General features: G+C 65.1%; 17 protein-coding genes. 16 read left to right on the top strand and 1 reads right to left on the bottom strand.

Annotated features, from left to right (window positions below; translation table 11 throughout):
• The 13 genes from nuoE to M2282_RS03780 are packed head-to-tail and all read left to right on the top strand — an operon-like array spanning position 1 to position 13,172.
• Positions 1-540, top strand: coding sequence for an NADH-quinone oxidoreductase subunit NuoE (gene nuoE / locus M2282_RS03840; protein WP_280807444.1), 540 nt, complete (start codon positions 1-3; stop codon positions 538-540).
• Positions 540-1,880, top strand: coding sequence for an NADH-quinone oxidoreductase subunit NuoF (gene nuoF / locus M2282_RS03835; protein ID WP_280807443.1), 1,341 nt, complete (start codon positions 540-542; stop codon positions 1,878-1,880). Before nuoE ends, nuoF begins: the two co-directional genes overlap by 1 nt.
• Before the next feature lie 20 nt (positions 1,881-1,900).
• Positions 1,901-4,081 (top strand): NADH-quinone oxidoreductase subunit NuoG, encoded by a 2,181-nt coding sequence (nuoG, locus tag M2282_RS03830; protein WP_280807442.1) that lies wholly within the window; start codon positions 1,901-1,903, stop codon positions 4,079-4,081.
• Complete coding sequence (gene nuoH / locus M2282_RS03825; RefSeq protein ID WP_280807441.1) at positions 4,078-5,154, top strand: NADH-quinone oxidoreductase subunit NuoH; 1,077 nt, start codon at positions 4,078-4,080, stop codon at positions 5,152-5,154. Before nuoG ends, nuoH begins: the two co-directional genes overlap by 4 nt.
• A gap of 17 nt (positions 5,155-5,171) precedes the next feature.
• The gene (gene nuoI / locus M2282_RS03820) at positions 5,172-5,717 is read left to right on the top strand and encodes an NADH-quinone oxidoreductase subunit NuoI (RefSeq protein ID WP_013542405.1); all 546 of its coding nucleotides are present in this window, start codon (positions 5,172-5,174) and stop codon (positions 5,715-5,717) included.
• 37 nt (positions 5,718-5,754) lie between these two features.
• Complete coding sequence (locus tag M2282_RS03815) at positions 5,755-6,411, top strand: NADH-quinone oxidoreductase subunit J (RefSeq protein WP_280807440.1); 657 nt, start codon at positions 5,755-5,757, stop codon at positions 6,409-6,411.
• A complete protein-coding gene (gene nuoK / locus M2282_RS03810) occupies positions 6,408-6,716 on the top strand; it encodes an NADH-quinone oxidoreductase subunit NuoK (protein ID WP_176656439.1) in 309 nt (102 codons plus the stop codon). The genes M2282_RS03815 and nuoK overlap by 4 nt, the downstream gene beginning before the upstream one ends.
• A 7-nt stretch (positions 6,717-6,723) precedes the next feature.
• Positions 6,724-8,766 carry an NADH-quinone oxidoreductase subunit L gene (gene nuoL, locus M2282_RS03805; protein WP_280807439.1) on the top strand — a complete coding sequence of 681 codons (2,043 nt, stop codon included), beginning with the start codon at positions 6,724-6,726 and terminating at the stop codon, positions 8,764-8,766.
• A 25-nt stretch (positions 8,767-8,791) separates the two neighbouring features.
• The gene (locus M2282_RS03800; RefSeq protein WP_280807438.1) at positions 8,792-10,270 is read left to right on the top strand and encodes an NADH-quinone oxidoreductase subunit M; all 1,479 of its coding nucleotides are present in this window, start codon (positions 8,792-8,794) and stop codon (positions 10,268-10,270) included.
• A gap of 26 nt (positions 10,271-10,296) precedes the next feature.
• Positions 10,297-11,784 (top strand): NADH-quinone oxidoreductase subunit NuoN, encoded by a 1,488-nt coding sequence (gene nuoN / locus M2282_RS03795; RefSeq protein WP_280807437.1) that lies wholly within the window; start codon positions 10,297-10,299, stop codon positions 11,782-11,784.
• A gap of 15 nt (positions 11,785-11,799) precedes the next feature.
• The gene (locus tag M2282_RS03790) at positions 11,800-12,105 is read left to right on the top strand and encodes a DUF2818 family protein (RefSeq protein ID WP_280807436.1); all 306 of its coding nucleotides are present in this window, start codon (positions 11,800-11,802) and stop codon (positions 12,103-12,105) included.
• A 4-nt stretch (positions 12,106-12,109) separates the two neighbouring features.
• Positions 12,110-12,715, top strand: a complete 606-nt coding sequence (locus tag M2282_RS03785; protein WP_280807435.1) for an NUDIX hydrolase — start codon at positions 12,110-12,112, stop codon at positions 12,713-12,715.
• Positions 12,716-12,722: 7 nt separating this feature from the next.
• Complete coding sequence (locus tag M2282_RS03780) at positions 12,723-13,172, top strand: DUF1178 family protein (protein ID WP_280807434.1); 450 nt, start codon at positions 12,723-12,725, stop codon at positions 13,170-13,172.
• A gap of 12 nt (positions 13,173-13,184) precedes the next feature.
• Here M2282_RS03780 and M2282_RS03775 read toward each other — a convergent pair whose 3' ends face one another.
• Positions 13,185-14,969 carry an ABC transporter transmembrane domain-containing protein gene (locus M2282_RS03775; RefSeq protein ID WP_280807433.1) on the bottom strand — a complete coding sequence of 595 codons (1,785 nt, stop codon included), beginning with the start codon at positions 14,967-14,969 and terminating at the stop codon, positions 13,185-13,187.
• A gap of 78 nt (positions 14,970-15,047) precedes the next feature.
• On the opposite strand from M2282_RS03775, the gene M2282_RS03770 reads away from it, so the two are divergent.
• The 3 genes from M2282_RS03770 to M2282_RS03760 are packed head-to-tail and all read left to right on the top strand — an operon-like array spanning position 15,048 to position 18,438.
• Positions 15,048-15,584, top strand: coding sequence for a MarR family winged helix-turn-helix transcriptional regulator (locus tag M2282_RS03770; RefSeq protein ID WP_280807432.1), 537 nt, complete (start codon positions 15,048-15,050; stop codon positions 15,582-15,584).
• Positions 15,577-17,052, top strand: coding sequence for an efflux transporter outer membrane subunit (locus M2282_RS03765; RefSeq protein WP_280807431.1), 1,476 nt, complete (start codon positions 15,577-15,579; stop codon positions 17,050-17,052). Before M2282_RS03770 ends, M2282_RS03765 begins: the two co-directional genes overlap by 8 nt.
• A 45-nt stretch (positions 17,053-17,097) precedes the next feature.
• On the top strand, positions 17,098-18,438 hold the full coding sequence (locus M2282_RS03760) for an efflux RND transporter periplasmic adaptor subunit (RefSeq protein ID WP_280807430.1): 1,341 nt from the start codon (positions 17,098-17,100) through the stop codon (positions 18,436-18,438).
• Positions 18,439-18,450: the final 12 nt, after the last annotated feature.

Here is an 18,450-nt window from a genome sequence, read left to right as displayed (position 1 = left end):
ATGACTTCCTCAACGCATCACCACGACGCGGCCCCTTCGGCTCCGTTGAAGGCCCAGATCCTCGAGCGCTTTGCGCGCGAGGTCGCCAAGTACCCTGAAGCCGGCAAGCAATCCGCCGTGATGGCCTGCCTTGCCATCGTGCAGCAGGACGAAGGCTACGTCAGCATGCAACGCGAGCGCGAGATTGCCGACTACCTCGGCATGGCGCCCATCGCCGTGCACGAAGTGACGACCTTCTACAACATGTACAACCAGCATCCGGTGGGCAAGTTCAAGCTCAACGTGTGCACCAACCTGCCGTGCCAGCTGCGTGACGGCGTCACCGCACTCGTTCACCTCGAGAAGAAGCTCGGCATCAAGATGGGCGAGACCACCGCCGACGGCGTGTTCACGCTGCAGCAGAGCGAGTGCCTGGGCGCCTGCGCCGACTCGCCCGTGATGCTGGTCAACGACCGCACCATGTGCAGCTTCATGAGCAACGAGAAGCTCGACCAGCTCATCGAAGGCCTGCGCGGCTCGACCAAAGGGGAGGCTGCCTGATGTCGCCCGAACAAGTACTCCAGCAGTTCCAGGCCACGGGCGTCCAGACCTGTTTCCATGACCGCCACATCGAGCCGCAGATCTATGCCGGCCTGAACGGCACCAACTGGCGCCTGGCCGACTACGAGGCGCGCGGTGGCTACAAGGCGCTGCGCAAGATCCTCACCGAGGGCCTCACGCCCGACCAGGTGATCGCCGAAGTCAAGGCCTCTGGCTTGCGCGGCCGTGGCGGCGCCGGTTTCCCGACGGGCCTGAAGTGGAGCTTCATGCCCCGCCAGTTCCCGGGCCAGAAGTACCTCGTCTGCAACTCCGACGAAGGCGAGCCTGGCACGTGCAAGGACCGCGACATCCTGCAGTTCAACCCGCACATCGTGATCGAAGGCATGGCCATCGCTGCGTATGCGATGGGCATCAGCGTGGGCTACAACTACATCCACGGCGAGATCTTCCAGAGCTACGACCGCTTCGAGGAAGCCCTCGAAGAAGCGCGCGCCGCCGGCTACCTCGGCGACGCGATCATGGGCAGCACGTACAACTTCCAGTTGCACGCGGCCCACGGCTTCGGCGCCTACATCTGCGGCGAAGAAACCGCTTTGCTCGAGTCGCTCGAAGGCAAGAAGGGCCAGCCGCGCTTCAAGCCGCCGTTCCCGGCGAGCTTCGGCCTCTACGGCAAGCCCACCACCATCAACAACACCGAGACCTTCGCGGCGGTGCCCTGGATCATCAACAACGGCGGTCCGGCCTATCTCGAATGCGGCAAGCCGAACAACGGCGGCACCAAAATCTATTCGGTGAGCGGTGACGTCGAACTGCCGGGCAACTACGAAGTGCCCATGGGCACGCCGTTCTCCAAGCTTCTCGAACTGTGCGGCGGTGTCCGCAAGGGCCGCACGCTCAAGGCTGTGATCCCCGGTGGATCGTCGTCGCCGGTGCTGCCGGCCGACATCATGATGGCCTGCACCATGGACTACGACTCCATTGCCAAGGCCGGCTCCATGCTGGGCTCGGGCGCGGTGATCGTCATGGACGACAGCCGCTCGATGGTCGAGTCGCTCAAGCGCCTCTCGTACTTCTACATGCACGAGTCCTGCGGCCAGTGCACGCCGTGCCGCGAAGGCACGGGCTGGCTCTACCGCGTGGTGGACCGCATCCACAACGGACAGGGCAGGGCGACCGACATGGACCTGCTCAACTCCGTGGCAGACAACATCCAGGGCCGCACCATCTGCGCCCTCGGCGATGCAGCGGCGATGCCGGTGCGCGCCATGATCAAGCACTTCCGTCACGAGTTCGAGGCCTTGATCCCGGGCTACGTCCCGAAGGCACCCGTCCAGGCCTGAGCGCGAGAAGAAAAATACTCATGATCGAAATCGAACTCGACGGCAAGAAGGTCGAAGTGACCGAAGGCAGCATGGTGATGCATGCGGCCGACAAGGCGGGCACCTACATCCCGCACTTCTGCTATCACAAGAAACTCAGCATCGCCGCCAACTGCCGCATGTGCCTGGTCGACGTGGAAAAGGCGCCCAAGCCGATGCCGGCCTGCGCCACGCCCGTCACGCAGGGCATGATCGTCCGCACCAAGAGCGAGAAGGCCATCAAGGCGCAGCAGTCGGTCATGGAGTTCCTCCTGATCAACCACCCGCTGGATTGCCCGATCTGCGACCAGGGCGGCGAATGCCAGCTGCAGGATCTGGCCGTGGGCTACGGTGGCTCTTCTTCGCGCTACGAAGAAGAAAAGCGTGTCGTGTTCCACAAGGACGTTGGCCCGCTCATCAGCATGGAAGAGATGAGCCGCTGCATCCATTGCACGCGCTGCGTCCGTTTCGGCCAGGAAGTGGCCGGCGTGATGGAGCTCGGCATGACCCAGCGCGGCGAGCATTCCGAAATCGAGACTTTCCTCGGCGACTCGGTTGATTCCGAACTCTCGGGCAACATGATCGACATCTGCCCGGTCGGTGCGCTCACGAGCAAGCCCTTCCGCTACAGCGCCCGCACCTGGGAGCTGTCGCGCCGCAAGTCGGTGAGCCCGCACGATTCGACCGGCTCGAACCTGATCGTCCAGGTCAAGAACCACCGTGTGATGCGCGTGGTGCCCCTCGAGAACGAAGACGTCAACGAATGCTGGATCGCCGACCGCGACCGCTTCTCGTACGAAGCGCTCAACGGCCCGGAACGCCTGACGCAGCCCATGCTCAAGCAAGGCGGCCAATGGCAGCAGGTCGACTGGCAGACCGCGCTCGAATACGTGGCCAATGGCCTGAAGCAGATCAAGACCGACCACGGCGCGCAAAGCATCGGCACGCTGGTCAGCCCGCACAGCACGCTCGAAGAGCTGCAGCTCGCCGCCATGCTCACGCGTGAACTGGGCAGCGACAACATCGACTACCGCCTGCGCAATGCCGAATTCACGGCATTCGAAGGCGTCCGCTGGCTCGGCACTTCGATCGCATCGCTCACGCAAGTGCAGCGCGCGCTGGTCGTCGGTTCGAACCTGCGCAAGGAACACCCGCTGTTCGCGCAGCGCATCCGCCAGGCCGTGCGCAAGGGCGCCGCGCTGTCGGTGATTACCTCGTCCAGCCTCATGGCAGACCGCGACGCCTGGGCCATCAATGTGGCGCAGTCGACCATCGTGGAAGCCGACCAGTGGGTAGAAGCGCTCGCCGCAGTCGCTGCCGCCATCGGCAAGACCAACGGCGCCGCCGCACCGCTGGCACCGAAGAGCGAGCCCGATGCCGCCGCGCAAGCCATCGCGGCATCGCTGCTGAGCGGCGAGCGCAAGGCCATCCTGCTCGGCAATGCCGCCGCCCACCACGCGCAAGCCAGCAGCCTGCTGGCCCTCGCGAACTGGATCGGCGCACAGACCGGTGCCACCGTCGGCTACCTGACCGAAGCCGCCAACACCGTGGGCGCACAGCTCGTCGGCGCCTATCCGAAGAACGGGGGCCTCGATGCCGGCCGCATGCTCGCCAGCGGCTCGGGCCTCAAAGCCGTGCTGCTGCTGAACACCGAACCGGTGTTCGACTCGGCAGCCGGCGCTGCCGCTGCCGATGTCATCGGCAATGCGCAGATGGTCGTCACGCTGAGCCCCTTCAAGGCCAACCTCGAATTCAGCGACGTGCTGCTGCCCATCGCCCCGTTCACGGAAACGCCCGGCACCTTCGTCAATGCCGAAGGCCGCGTGCAAGGCTTCCATGCCGTCGTGAAGCCGCAAGGCGAAGCGCGTCCGGCGTGGAAGGTGCTGCGCGTGCTGGCGAACCTGCTCGGCCTGCCCGGCTTCGCGTTCGAATCGACCGCTGAAGTGCTCAAGACTGTTCAGGCACTGGAGGAGGGCGGCAACGTGCCGGCCAGCGCCCTGAACAATGCGACGGCGGAAAACGCCATTGCATCCAACGGCGCTACGGCGGCACCCGTGGTCGCGAGCATCTACCAGCTCGATTCGATCGTCCGCCGCGCCCCGTCGCTGCAACTGACGGCCGATGCGCGCAACGCATTGATCGCCCCAGTCGCATCGGCTCCGGCCGAGGAGGCATTGGCATGATCGACGCGATTCATGGCTTCGGCCAGGGGCTGATCGGCGCAGGCTGGTGGACGGCCGTGGCGTGGCCCGTGATCTGGACGCTGATCAAGATCATCGTGGTCGTGATCCCGCTGATGCTGGCCGTGGCGTACCTCACGCTGTGGGAGCGCAAGGCCATCGGCTTCACGCAGATCCGCATCGGACCGAACCGCATCGGACCGCTGGGCCTGCTCCAGCCGATCGCCGACGCGCTCAAGCTGATGACCAAGGAAATCATCATTCCGACGGTCGCCAACAAGGGCCTGTTCCTGCTCGGCCCGATCATGACCATCATGCCGGCGCTCGCCGCATGGGCGGTGATTCCCTTCGGCCCCGATGTGGCGCTCGCCAACATCAACGCAGGCCTTCTGTTCGTGATGGCCATCACCTCGCTCGAGGTGTACGGCGTGATCATCGCCGGCTGGGCCTCGAACTCGAAGTACGCCTTCCTAGGCGCGCTGCGCGCCTCGGCACAGATGGTGAGCTACGAAATCGCGATGGGCTTCTGCTTCGTCGTGGTGCTGATGGTCACCGGCAGCCTGAACATGAGCGAGATCGTGAATGTTCAAGGCAAGGGCATCTTCGCCAACATGGGCGTGGGCTTCCTGTCGTGGAACTGGCTGCCGCTGCTGCCGATCTTCGTCGTGTACTTCATCTCGGGCCTGGCCGAAACCAACCGCCATCCGTTCGACGTGGTGGAAGGCGAATCGGAAATCGTTGCGGGCCACATGATCGAGTACTCGGGCATGAGCTTCGCGATGTTCTTCCTGGCCGAGTACGCCAACATGTGGCTGGTCTCGATCCTCACCGTGGTGCTGTTCCTCGGCGGTTGGCTGCCACCGTTCGAGTTCCTGAGCTTCATCCCGGGCTGGATCTGGCTCGGTGCCAAGACCTTCTGCGTGGTCACCATGTTCCTGTGGGTGCGCTCGACGTTCCCGCGCTTCCGTTATGACCAGATCATGCGTCTGGGCTGGAAGATCTTCATTCCCGTCACCCTCGTGTGGCTGGTCGTTGTGGGCGGCTGGATGCAGACGCCGTTCAACATCTGGAAATAACTGGAAGCGCCGACATCATGACTGCTTCACATACCGCGGGCGGACTCTCGCGCCCGTCCAAACTGGCTTCCGCGCCGTTCTCGCTCAAGGATTTTCTTGGCAGCTTCATGCTGTTCGAGTTGTTCAAGGGCCTGGCGATCACGGGCAAGTACGCCTTCGCCCGCAAGATCACGGTGCAGTTCCCCGAAGAAAAGACACCGCTGTCGCCGCGTTTTCGCGGCCTGCACGCGCTGCGCCGATATGAAAACGGCGAGGAGCGCTGCATCGCCTGCAAGCTGTGCGAAGCCGTCTGCCCGGCACTGGCGATCACCATCGAGTCCGATGTGCGCGACGACGGCTCGCGCCGCACCACGCGCTACGACATCGACCTGACCAAGTGCATCTTCTGCGGCTTCTGCGAAGAGAGCTGCCCGGTCGATTCGATCGTCGAGACCCACATCTTCGAATACCACGGCGAGAAGCGCGGCGACCTGTACTTCACCAAGGACATGCTGCTGGCCGTGGGCGACCGCTACGAAAAAGAAATTGCAGCGAACAAGGCGGCCGACGCCAAGTACCGCTGATCCGTCCAGCCCGAAACCCGTACCCACCCGAATTCCAATGGACGTCAAGACCGGTCTGTTCTATCTGTTTGCCGCGGTGCTGCTCTTTGCAGCCTTCCGCGTCATCACCGCCCGCAATCCCGTGTACGCCGCGCTGTACCTGGTGCTGGCTTTCTTCCAGGCTTCGGCCATCTGGCTGCTGCTGCGCGCCGAGTTCCTCGCGATCTCGCTCGTGCTGGTGTATGTCGGCGCGGTGATGGTGCTGTTCCTCTTCGTCGTGATGATGCTGGACATCAACGTCGACAGCTTGCGAGAGGGCTTCTGGAAGCACTTCCCGCTCGCTGCAGGCGTGGGCGCGTTGATCGCGCTCGAAATGGCGGCTGTGCTCATGGGCGGCTTCCGCCTCGGTGAAGCACCGCGCGCCATGGCGGTCACCTCGGCCAACACCTCCAACACGATGGAGCTGGGCAAGCTGCTCTATTCCGAGTACCTCTACCCGCTGGAAATTGCCGCGGTCATCCTGCTCGTGGCCATCGTGGCCGCCATTGCACTGACGCTGCGCACCCGCAAGGACAGCAAGTACACCAACCCGTCGGACCAGGTGCGCGTGAAGGCGCGCGACCGCGTGCGCATCGTGCAGATGCCGGTGACGCGTGCGGCGGAACCTGTGGCTGAAGCAGCACCGGCTGAGGCGGCAAAGGAAAACAAGGCATGACGATCACGCTCGGACACTTTCTCTCGCTCGGCGCGATGCTCTTTGCGCTGTCGGTGATCGGCATTTTCCTGAACCGCAAGAACCTGATCGTGCTGCTGATGGCCATCGAGCTGATGCTGCTGGCGGTCAACATGAACTTCGTGGCCTTCTCGCACTACCTGGGCGACATGCACGGACAGATCTTCGTGTTCTTCATCCTGACGGTGGCTGCAGCCGAGTCGGCCATCGGCCTGGCCCTGCTGGTCCTGCTGTTCCGCAACAAGTCGAACATCAACGTCGACGAGCTCAACTCGCTCAAGGGTTGAAATCAACATGAGCGCAACCCTTTCCGCATCCACCCTGCTGGCCGTGCCGCTGGCACCCCTGGTCGGCGCTGCCGTCGCAGGCCTGTTCGGCACCAAGTTCGGTGGCAATCACATCGGCCGCAAGGTCACGCACTCGCTGACGATCCTCGGCGTGCTCGTCGCCTTCATCATCTCGGCCATGACGCTCAAGAGCGTGGTGGTCGACGGCGCCCGCTTCAACGCCACCCTTTACGAGTGGATGATCGTCGGCGGCCTGAAGATGGAAGTCGGCTTCCTGGTCGACGGCCTCACGGCCATGATGATGTGCGTGGTGACCTTCGTGTCGCTGATGGTGCACATCTACACCATCGGCTACATGGAAGAAGACGACGGCTACAACCGCTTCTTCTCGTACATCTCGCTGTTCACCTTCTCGATGCTGATGCTCGTCATGAGCAACAACATGCTCCAGCTGTTCTTCGGCTGGGAAGCGGTGGGCCTGGTGTCGTACCTGCTGATCGGCTTCTGGTTCAACAAGCCGACCGCGATCTTCGCGAACATGAAGGCCTTCCTGGTCAACCGTGTGGGTGACTTCGGCTTCATCCTGGGCATCGGCCTGATCGCCGCCTACGCCGGCACGCTGAACTACGGCGAAGCCTTCGCCAAGGCCAACACGCTGGCCGGCATCACCTTCCCGGGCACCGAGTGGATGCTGATCACCGTGATCTGCATCTGCCTGTTCATCGGCGCGATGGGCAAGAGCGCGCAGTTCCCGCTGCACGTGTGGCTGCCTGATTCCATGGAAGGCCCGACGCCCATCTCCGCGCTGATCCACGCGGCCACGATGGTGACGGCCGGCATCTTCATGGTGGCGCGCATGTCGCCGCTGTTCGAACTGAGCGACACCGCCCTGAGCTTCATCCTCGTGATCGGCGCCATCACCGCGCTCTTCATGGGGTTCCTGGGCATCATCCAGAACGACATCAAGCGCGTGGTCGCGTACTCCACGCTCTCGCAGCTGGGCTACATGACGGTGGCGCTCGGCGCCTCGGCCTACTCGGTCGCGGTGTTCCACCTGATGACGCACGCGTTCTTCAAGGCGCTGTTGTTCCTTGGCGCAGGCTCGGTGATCATCGGCATGCACCACAACCAGGACATCCGCTGGATGGGCGGCGTGCGCAAGTACATGCCGATCACCTGGATCACTTCGCTGATCGGTTCGCTCGCGCTCATCGGCACGCCGCTGTTCTCGGGCTTCTACTCGAAGGACAGCATCATCGAGGCGGTGCACGAGAGCCACCTGTGGGGCGCGAACTTCGCCTACTACGCGGTGCTGATCGGCGTGTTCGTCACGGCGTTCTATTCGTTCCGCATGTACTTCCTGGTCTTCCACGGCAAGGAACGCTACGACCAGAACCCCGATGCGCACCACGACGATCACCATGCGGCGCACGACGACCACGGTCACGGCCATGGCCACGACGACCACAAGCCGCACGAATCGCCCTGGGTGGTGTGGTTGCCGCTGGTGCTGCTGGCGATCCCGTCGGCGCTGATCGGCTTCTACACCATTGATCCGATGCTGTTCGGCGAGTTCTTCAAGGGCGCGATCTTCGTGGACGGCACCAAGCACCACGCGATGAAGGAACTGGAAGAAGCTTTCCACGGCCCGCTGGCCATGGCAAAGCACGGGCTCACCGCCATGCCCTTCTGGCTGGCACTGGCCGGCGTGGTGCTCTCGTACTACATGTACATGATCAATCCGGCGCTGCCGGCCGCGATCAAGCGCGCCTGCAGCCCGATCTACAACCTGCTCGAGAACAAGTACTACCTCGACTGGATCAACGAGAACATCCTCGCCCGCGGTGCGCGCCTGCTCGGCACGGGCCTGTGGAAGGGCGGCGACCAGGCGCTGATCGACGGTGCCGTGGTCAATGGTTCGTGGAAAGTGATCGGCCGTATTTCGAGCGCGGTCCGCTGGATTCAGTCGGGCTACATCTATCACTATGCCTTCGCGATGCTGCTCGGCATCTTCATCCTGATGACGTACTTCGTCTGGTTCAAACGCTGAGCCCGAACGCTGGAGAAAAAGAAAAATGGGTTTGTTGAGCCTTGCCATCTGGGTGCCGATCGCATTCGGCGCCGTGCTGCTGGCGTTTGGCCGCGAAGAGCACGCCAAGGGCGTGCGCTGGGTCGCGCTCGTCGGTGCCATCGTGAGCTTCCTGGTCACAGTGCCGTTGTTCACGCGATTCCAGAACGGGACCGCCGCCATGCAGTTCGTCGAGAAGACGAGCTGGATCTCCCGCTTCAACGTCAACTACCACATCGGTCTTGACGGCCTGTCGCTGTGGATGGTGCTGCTGACGTCGTTCATCACGGTCGTCGTCGTCATCTCGGCCTGGGAAGTGATCACCGAGCGCGTGAACCAGTACATGGGCGCGTTCCTGATCCTCTCGGGCTTCATGATCGGCGTGTTCTCCGCGCTCGACGGCATCCTGTTCTACGTGTTCTTCGAAGCCACGCTGATCCCGATGTACCTGATCATCGGCATCTGGGGCGGCCCGAACAAGATCTACGCGGCGTTCAAGTTCTTCCTCTACACCTTGCTCGGCTCGCTGCTGATGCTGGTGGCGCTGGTCTTCCTGTACAACAAGTCGGGCGGCAGCTTCGACATCCTGGCCTGGCACAAGCTGCCGCTGGGGTCGACGGCGCAGACCTTCCTGTTCTTCGCATTCTTCGCGGCCTTTGCCGTCAAGGTGCCGATGTGGCCGGTCCACACCTGGCTGCCGGACGTGCACGTCGAAGCGCCCACGGGCGGCTCGGCCGTGCTGGCCGCGATCATGCTGAAGCTGGGTGCCTACGGCTTCCTCCGTTTCTCGATGCCGATCGCTCCCGATGCGTCGCATGAATGGGCCTGGCTCATGATCGCGCTGTCGCTGATCGCGGTGATCTATGTGGGCCTGGTTGCCTTGGTGCAGCAGGACATGAAGAAGCTGGTCGCTTATTCGTCGGTCGCCCACATGGGCTTCGTGACGCTGGGCTTCTTCATCTTCAACGAGCTCGGCGTGTCCGGCGGCATCGTGCAGATGATTGCTCACGGCTTCGTCTCGGGCGCCATGTTCCTGGGCATCGGCGTGCTGTACGACCGCGTGCACTCGCGCCAGATCGCCGACTACGGCGGCGTGGTCAACACCATGCCCAAGTTCGCCGCGTTCGCGCTACTGTTCGCCATGGCCAATTGCGGCCTGCCGGGCACCGCCGGTTTCGTGGGCGAGTGGATGGTGATCCTGGGCGCCGTGAAGGCCAATTTCTGGATCGGCCTGGGCGCTGCAACCGCACTGATCTTCGGTGCCGCGTACACCCTCTGGATGTACAAGCGCGTGTACCTCGGCCCGGTCGGCAACGACCACGTCAAGGAACTCACCGACATCAATGCCCGCGAATTCCTGATGCTGTCGCTGCTGGCCATCGCCGTGTTGTGGATGGGCCTGTATCCCAAGCCCTTCACCGATGCGATGGACGCTTCCGTGACCGAGCTTCTTCGCCACGTGGCGATTTCGAAGCTGCCCTCCTGATGCCACGCTGAAGACAAGAGAACGAGATGATTGACAAACTCAGCTGGGTCACGATCTACCCCGAAATCGTGTTGCTGGTCATGGCCTGCATCATTGCGCTGGTCGACCTGTCGGACACGAGCCCGCGCCGCACCCGCACCTATGTGCTGACCCTGCTCACGCTGCTGGTGGTGGCCGTGCTCACCGGCATGGCCGCGATCGATGGCAAGACCTCGTACGGCTTCGGCGGCATGGTCGTGAGCGACTCGATGGGCAACTGGCTCAAGTGCTTCTCCGCGATTGCGCTGATGGTCACCCTGATCTACGGACGGCCCTACGCGGCAGACCGCGAAATGCTGCGCGGCGGCGAACTCTTCACCATCAGCATGTTCGCGCTGCTGGGCATGTTCGTGATGATCTCAGGCAGCAACTTCCTGCTGATCTACCTGGGCCTGGAGCTGCTCACGCTCTCGAGCTACGCGCTCGTGGCGCTGCGCCGCGACAACGCGGTGGCCAGCGAAGCGGCCATGAAGTACTTCGTGCTCGGCGCGATGGCCAGCGGCTTCCTGCTGTATGGCCTCTCGATGATGTACGGCGCGACCGGTTCGCTCGACCTGAACGAAGTGTTCAAGGCGATCTCGACCGGCAAGGTCAACCACCAGGTGCTGGTGTTCGGCCTCGTGTTCATCGTGGCCGGGCTGGCGTTCAAGGTGGGAGCGGCGCCTTTCCACATGTGGGTGCCGGACGTCTACCAGGGCGCGCCAACGGCTGTCACGCTGCTGATCGGCGCGGCGCCCGAACTGGCTGCCTTCGGCATCATCATCCGCCTCCTGGTCGACGGCCTGCAGCCGCTCGCGATCGACTGGCAGCAGATGCTGGCCGTGCTGGCCATCGCCTCGCTGCTGATCGGTAACCTCGCGGCCATCGCGCAGAGCAACCTCAAGCGGATGCTGGCGTACTCGACCATCTCGCAGATGGGCTTCATGCTGCTGGGCCTGGTCGCCGGCTCGGACCTTTCTGGCACGCAGAACGCGCAGGCCGCCTACAGCGCCTCGATGTTCTACATCGTGACCTACGTGCTGACCACGCTGGCGAGCTTCGGCATCATCCTGCTGCTGGCCCGCGAAGGCTTCGAAAGCGAAGAGATCACCGACCTGGCCGGTCTCAACCAGCGCAGCCCGCTGTATGCCGGCGTGATGGCCATCGCGATGTTCTCGCTGGCGGGTCTGCCGCCGCTGGTGGGCTTCTACGCCAAGCTGGCCGTGCTGCAGGCGCTGATCGCCTCGGGCCAGGCCATCTACATCGGCCTGGCGGTGTTCGCCGTGATGATGTCGCTGGTCGGCGCCTTCTACTACCTGCGTGTGGTCAAGGTCATGTACTTCGACGCACCGGTCACGGCCACCACCGTGTCGGCTTCGTTCGACGTGCGCACCGTGCTCATGATCAACGGCGCGCTGATCCTGATTCTCGGCGTGCTGCCCGGCGGTCTGATGACGCTGTGCTACAACGCCATCGCGGCCACGCTGGCCCACTGACGCGGCCGGCTCACGGTGTCGCAAACCGCGTCGGTCTGGGTCGTCCTGCTGCTGGCGCTCCTGGCCGCCAACCTGCCGTTCTTCAATGAACGCCTGTTCGGCGCCGTGCCGCTGCCGGCCAAGCGCAAGTCGCTGGCGATCCGCTTTGCCGAGCTGGTGGTGCTGTATTTCATTGCCGGCGGCATCGGGCTGCTGTTCGAACGCAGGGCAGGGCAGATCTCGCCGCAGGGCTGGGAGTTCTACGCGGTGACCGGCGCGCTCTTCATCGTGCTGGCCTTTCCAGGGTTCACCTGGCGCTACCTGATGAAGCACAGGCACTGACGACATGACATCACCCATCGCCGATTCGCACCTGAAGGAAGAACTGGTCAGCAGCGAAGAGCTCTTCAAGGGCAGGTTCCTGCATGCCAAGCGCGACACCATCCGCCTGCCGGACGGCCACAGCGCCACGCGCGAGTACGTGGTGCATCCCGGCGCGGTGGTGGTGATTCCGCTGCTCGACGACGGCCGCGTGGTTCTGGAGCGCCAGTTCCGCTACCCGGTGGGCCATGTGATGGTCGAGTTTCCGGCCGGCAAGCTCGATCCGGGCGAAGACCCGCTGGTCTGCGGCCAGCGCGAGCTGCTCGAGGAAACCGGCTACACCGCACGAGAATGGGCGCATGCCGGTGCCATGCATCTGGCGGTGGCGTATTCGACCGAAATCATCCACATCTACTTTGCGCGGGGCCTCTCGCTCGGCGAACGGCATCTCGACCACGGCGAATTCCTCGACGTGTTCACCGCCACGCCCGAGGAAATGATCGGCTGGTGCCGCGACGGTACGGTGACCGACGCCAAGTCATTGACCTGCACGCTGTGGATGCAGAACGTCCTCTCCGGCGCATGGGCACTCGACTGGAAAGCGGCGGCGTCGCAAGGCGGCGCGGGATAATCCGCGCATGAAGGTCCTCGATCTCCGCTGCACGCATGGCCATGGCTTCGAGGGCTGGTTCGCGTCCAACGAGGCCTTCGAGACGCAATTGGCCGGCGGGCTGGTCGAATGCCCGGTCTGCGGCGATACCGCGATCGTCAAGCTGCTGAGCGCGCCGCGCCTCAATCTTGGCAATGCCAAGGCGCCTGCAGAAACCGCCTCAACCGCACCGGCTCAGGTGCCAGCTCGACTTTCCCCCGAAGCCCGATGGATGCGCGCCGTGCGCGAGGTCATCGCCAAGACCGAAGACGTCGGCGAACGCTTTGCAGAGGAAGCCCGCAAGATGCACTACGGCGAAGCCGAAGAGCGCGGCATTCGTGGACAGGCAACACCCGAGCAGACCGAGGCGCTGCTCGACGAAGGCATTGCGGTGATGCCGCTGCCGATTCCCGCAGCGCTCAAAGAGACGCTGCAGTAGTCGGCCCACGGCTCAGGCCGTGAACTGAAGTGCGGCCAGGCGGGCGTAGACCCCGCCTTGCGCCACCAACGCCGCGTGCGTTCCCTGTTCGACGATGCCGCCGTGGTCCAGCACGATGATGCGGTCGGCCTTCTGCACAGTCGCCAGGCGGTGCGCAATCACCAGCGTCGTGCGGCCTTCCATCGCCGATTCGAGCGCGGCCTGCACCATGCGTTCGCTTTCCGCATCCAGCGCGCTGGTGGCTTCGTCCAGCAGCAGCAACGGCGGATTCTTGAGGATCGCGCGAGAGATCGCGATGCGCTGGCGTTGGCCACCGGAAAGGCGCACGCCCCGTTCACCAAGGAAGGTGTCGTAGCCCTCGGGCAGAGCCGTCAGGAAATCGTGCGCGAAGGCCGCGCGGGCCGCCGCATGCACCTCGTCAGCCGTGGCTTCGGGCCGGCCGTAGCGAATGTTCTCGAACGCGCTGGCCGAAAAGATCACCGCGTCCTGCGGCACGAGGCCGATGCGGGTGCGCAGGTCTGGCAGGGCGAGCGACGCCAGCGGCGCGCCGTCCAGCAGCAGCTGGCCCGATTGCGGGTCGTAGTAGCGCAGCAGCAGTTGGAACACCGTGCTCTTGCCGGCACCGCTGGAGCCGACCAGCGCGACCGTCTCGCCCGGAGCGATGTCGAGGCTGAAGTCGCGCAGTGCCGGCGTGCCGGGCCGCGATGGGTAGTGGAAGGTCACTGCGTCGAGCTTGATCGTGCTGCCCGCAGCCGGAATCGGCGTGACGGTCGGATTCGGCGGCGAAGTGATGACGGCCGGCGCATGCAGCAGCTCCATCAGTCGCTCGGTGGCCCCGGCCGCGCGCAGCAAGTCGCCGTACACCTCGCCTAGCACGGCGGTTGCGCTCGCGAGGATGGCCACATAGACCACGGTCTGGCCCAGGTGGCCGGCCGTGATGTCGCCGCGCAGCACCGCTTGCGTGCCCTGGTACAGGCCCCAGAGCAGCGCCGCCGAGGTCGCGATGATGATGAAAGCCACCAGCACCGAGCGTGCCTTGGTGCGACGCACGGCGGTGCGGAAGGCGTTCTCGGTCGAGGCGTCGAAGCGGGCGGCCTCGCGCGACTCGGCCGTGTAGCTCTGCACGACAGGAATCGCATTCAGCACTTCGGCGGCAATGGCGCTCGAATCGGCCACGCGGTCCTGGCTGGCGCGCGAGAGCTTGCGCACGCGGCGGCCGAACCACATGCTCGGCAGCACCACCAGCACGAGGATGCCGAGCACCTGCACCATCACGTAAGGATTGGTCCAGACCAGCACCGCCAGCGCGCCCACGCCCATCACCGCATTGCGCAGGCCCATGCTGAGGGACGAGCCGACGACCGTCTGCACCAGCGTCGTGTCGGCGGTCAGGCGCGAAAGCACTTCGCCGGTCTGCGTGGTTTCGAAGAAGGCCGGGCTCTGGTGCAGCACATGGCCGTAGACCGCGTTGCGCAGGTCTGCCGTGACCCGTTCGCCCAGCCAGCTCACCGTATAGAAGCGCGCGGCCGAGAAAAGCCCCAGCGCCACGGCCACCGCGAAGAGGGCGCCGAAGTGCTCGCGCAGCGCCATGGTCTGGGCGCCCTTGTCGGGGTTGATCAGCCCACCGTCGATCAGGCTGCGCAGCGCAAGCGGGAAGGCCAGCGTCGTGATGGCCGCCATCACCAGGAAAACGGCCGCCAGCACGATCTGCACGCGATAGGGACGTAGGAAGGGGCTCAGCCCCGACAGCGACCGGGGCGAGCCCTTGGCCATGGAAGACGGTGGGGAGGAAGCCATGGGGCGGATTCTACCGAACCCTTGCCCCTACAAAGGCAGCCTTGACAATAACTGTCATGGCAGCTAATATTTCGACCCATGAGCGATGCAAAGATTCCGAAGGCCTCGTCGGTACCCGATGACGCTGTGCGTCGGCCCCCTGTCTTCTATCGGGCAGAGGACTATCGCGCCGAGGAAAGCATCGGCTACCTCATGCGCCGCATCGTCTCGGCAGTGGCCCAGTCGGTGGAAACCCGCATGTGCGAGCCGGGCGGCCCGACCTTCCCGCAATGGGTGCCGCTGTACAAGCTGCACACCGGCGCGGCCACCACGGTGGCCGAACTGGCCCGGGCCTGCGAACTCGATACCGGCGCCATGACGCGGCTGCTCGACCGCCTCGAAGCCAAGGGCCTGTGCCGTCGCGTGCGTTCGCTCGAAGACCGCCGCGTGGTCAACATCGAACTCACCGACGAAGGCCGTGCCGCCGCCAAGGAAGTGCCTTACGTGCTCAGCCGCGTGCAGAACGAGCACTTGGCAGGTTTCACCACCGAGGAATGGGAGCAGCTCAAGGGTTACTTGCGCCGCATCCTCGACAACGCGCAGGCCCTCGCGGCCCGTGGAGATAAAAATGAATGATTCCCTCGCCGTGCGCGCTGTGCGTCGCACTCCCGTGGTGGCAGCCGCGTTGCTGCTGGTCGCGCTGGCCGGTTGTGCCGACATGGCCGGCATCGGCTCGCACGCCAGGTTGCGCGATGCGTCGTCGCTGGGCATCGCACCCGACACCGCCGCAGCGCCCGTCTCCAGGCTGGACCGCCAATGGTGGCTCGCCTTCGGCGACACGCAGCTCAACACGCTGATCGACCAGGCCGTGGCCGGCAATCCGAACCTGCAGGTCGCGCAGGCCCGCCTCGCGCGCGCTCAGGCCTCGGCGGACATCGCCGGTGCGGCGCTCAAGCCGCAAGTGAAGGGCGATCTCGACCTGAACCGCCAGAAGTTCAACAGCAACTACATCTACCCGGCGCCGCTGGGCGGCTCCACGCAGAACATCGGCCTGCTGCAGCTGGGCGCGAGCTGGGAGCTCGACTTCTTCGGCAAGAACCGCAGCGCGCTGGACACCGCCATCGGCGCCGCCAACGCCGCCGCGGCTGATGCCGATGCCGCCCGCGTGCTGCTCGCCAGCAACGTGGCGCGCAGCTACTTCCAGTGGGCGCGCCTGAACGACCAGCTCACCGTGGCGCAACGCACGCTCGCCCAGCGCGACGAAACCCTGAAGCTCGTGCGCGACCGCGTTTCGGCCGGCCTCGACACCCGCCTCGAACTGCGCCAGAGCGAAGGCGGCCTGCCCGAAGCGCGCCAGCAGATCGAAGCGCTCAACGAGCAGATCGCACTGCAGCAGCACGCGCTCGACGCGCTCGTGGGCCAGCCCAACGTGTCGGCCTCGCTCAAGCCGCCGGTGCTCGCTGCCGTCAAGCCGATGGCGCTGCAGGCCAACATCCCGGCCGACCTGCTGGGCCGCCGCGCTGACATCGCCGCCGCCCGCTGGCGCGTCGAGGCGGCCACCAGCGACGTGGCCAACGCCAAGACCCAGTTCTATCCCAACGTCAACCTCACGGCCTTCGTCGGCTTTCAGAGCCTGGGCTTCGGCAAGCTGCTCAAGTCGGGCAGCGAGCAGTGGGGCGTGGGTCCGGCCATCAGCCTGCCGATCTTCGAAGGCGGCAAGCTGCGCGCCAACCTGCGCGGCAAGTCGGCCGACCTGGACGTGGCCATCGAGAGCTACAACGGCACCGTGCTCGACGCGGTGCGCGATGCGGCTGACCAGGTCTCCAGCGCCCAGTCGATCACTCGCCAGCAGGCCGAGCAGCGCGCCGCGCAGACGGCGGCCGAAGGCGCCTACGACATCGCCGTGCAGCGCTACCGCGCCGGCCTTGGCAACTACCTCAACGTGCTGACGGCGGAAACCGCCGTGCTGGCGCAACGCCGGCTGGCGGTCGATCTCGCCGCGCGCGCGCTCGACACCCAGGTGGGCCTGGCGCGGGCCCTCGGCGGCGGCTGGCAGCCTCCGACCACCGACACGGCTTCGGCCCCGACGGCCGCATTGAATTGAACTGACTCGACTCCCGACTCCCTCGTCTTCGGAAAGAAATTCATCATGAGCGACAACAACACTCCGACGCCCGCTGCTTCCGCAGCCCCTGTTGCACCTGAGGCGCCCGCCGGCAACGGCAAGCGCCGCCGCGCGCTGACCGCATTGGCCGCCGTGGTCATCGTCGCCGGCGGCGGCTGGGGCCTCTACGAATGGCTGGTCGCCAGCCACTACGAGGACACCGACAACGCCTACGTGCAGGGCAACGTCATCCAGATCACGCCGCAGATTGGCGGCACCGTCATGGCCATCAACGCCGACGACACCGACTTCGTGAAGGCCGGCCAGCCGCTGGTGCAGCTCGACCCGGCCGATGCGAAAGTCTCGCTCGAGCAGGCCGAGGCCGCGCTCGCGCAGGCCGTGCGCCAGGTGCGCACGCTCTACGCCAACAACGGCTCGCTGGCCGCGCAGGTCACGCTGCGCCAGTCGGACATCGTCAAGGCACAGAGCGACATCGCCAAGGCACAGGACGACCTGCAGCGCCGCCGCGCGCTCTCGGGCAACGGCGCGGTGTCGAAGGAAGAACTCAACCACGCCGAGACGCAACTCGACGCCGCCAAGAGCCAGCTCGCCGCCGCGCAGGCCGGCGTGGTCGCCGCCAAGGAAGCGCTGGTGAGCAACCAGTCGCTGACCGACGGCACCAGCGTGGCGCAGCACCCGAGCGTGCTGGCCGCTGCCGCCAAGGTGCGCGAGGCCTACCTCGCCACGCAGCGCGTCGCGATGCCCGCGCCGGTCGATGGCTACGTGGCCAAGCGCACCGTGCAGCTCGGCCAGCGCGTCTCGGCCGGCACGCCGATGATGTCGATCGTGCCGCTCAACCAGCTGTGGGTCGATGCCAACTTCAAGGAAGTGCAGCTGCGCAACATCCGCATCGACCAGCCCGTGAAGCTCACGGCCGACGTCTACGGCAAGAAGGTCGAATACACCGGCAAGGTCGCGGGCCTGGGCGTGGGCACCGGCAGCGCGTTCGCACTGCTGCCTGCGCAGAACGCCACCGGCAACTGGATCAAGGTGGTGCAGCGCGTGCCCGTGCGCATTGCGCTCGATCCCGAGCAGCTCAAGGCCAACCCGCTGCGCATCGGTCTCTCGATGGACGCCGAGATCGACATCTCCTCCAAGAGCGGCAAGATGCTCGCCGATGCGCCGCGCGGCAGCGCGCTCACGCAGACGCAGGTCTACAGCCAACTGGACCGCGGCGCCGACGCTGAAGTGGACCGCATCGTCGCGGCCAACCTCGGCCGTAGCGCTTCGGCCAATGCCGCGAGCGCCACGAGCGCGCCCGCAAAGCATCCGGCTGCGACACCGGCCGCCGGTGCGCAGGTGGCAACGCAAGGCCAGCCCGGTTGATCGCTGTCCGCT

Origin of the sequence: Variovorax boronicumulans (genome assembly GCF_029892485.1) — a bacterium.
Lineage (GTDB): Bacteria > Pseudomonadota > Gammaproteobacteria > Burkholderiales > Burkholderiaceae_C > Variovorax > Variovorax boronicumulans_B.
This window is presented reverse-complemented; position numbering and strand designations above follow the sequence as displayed.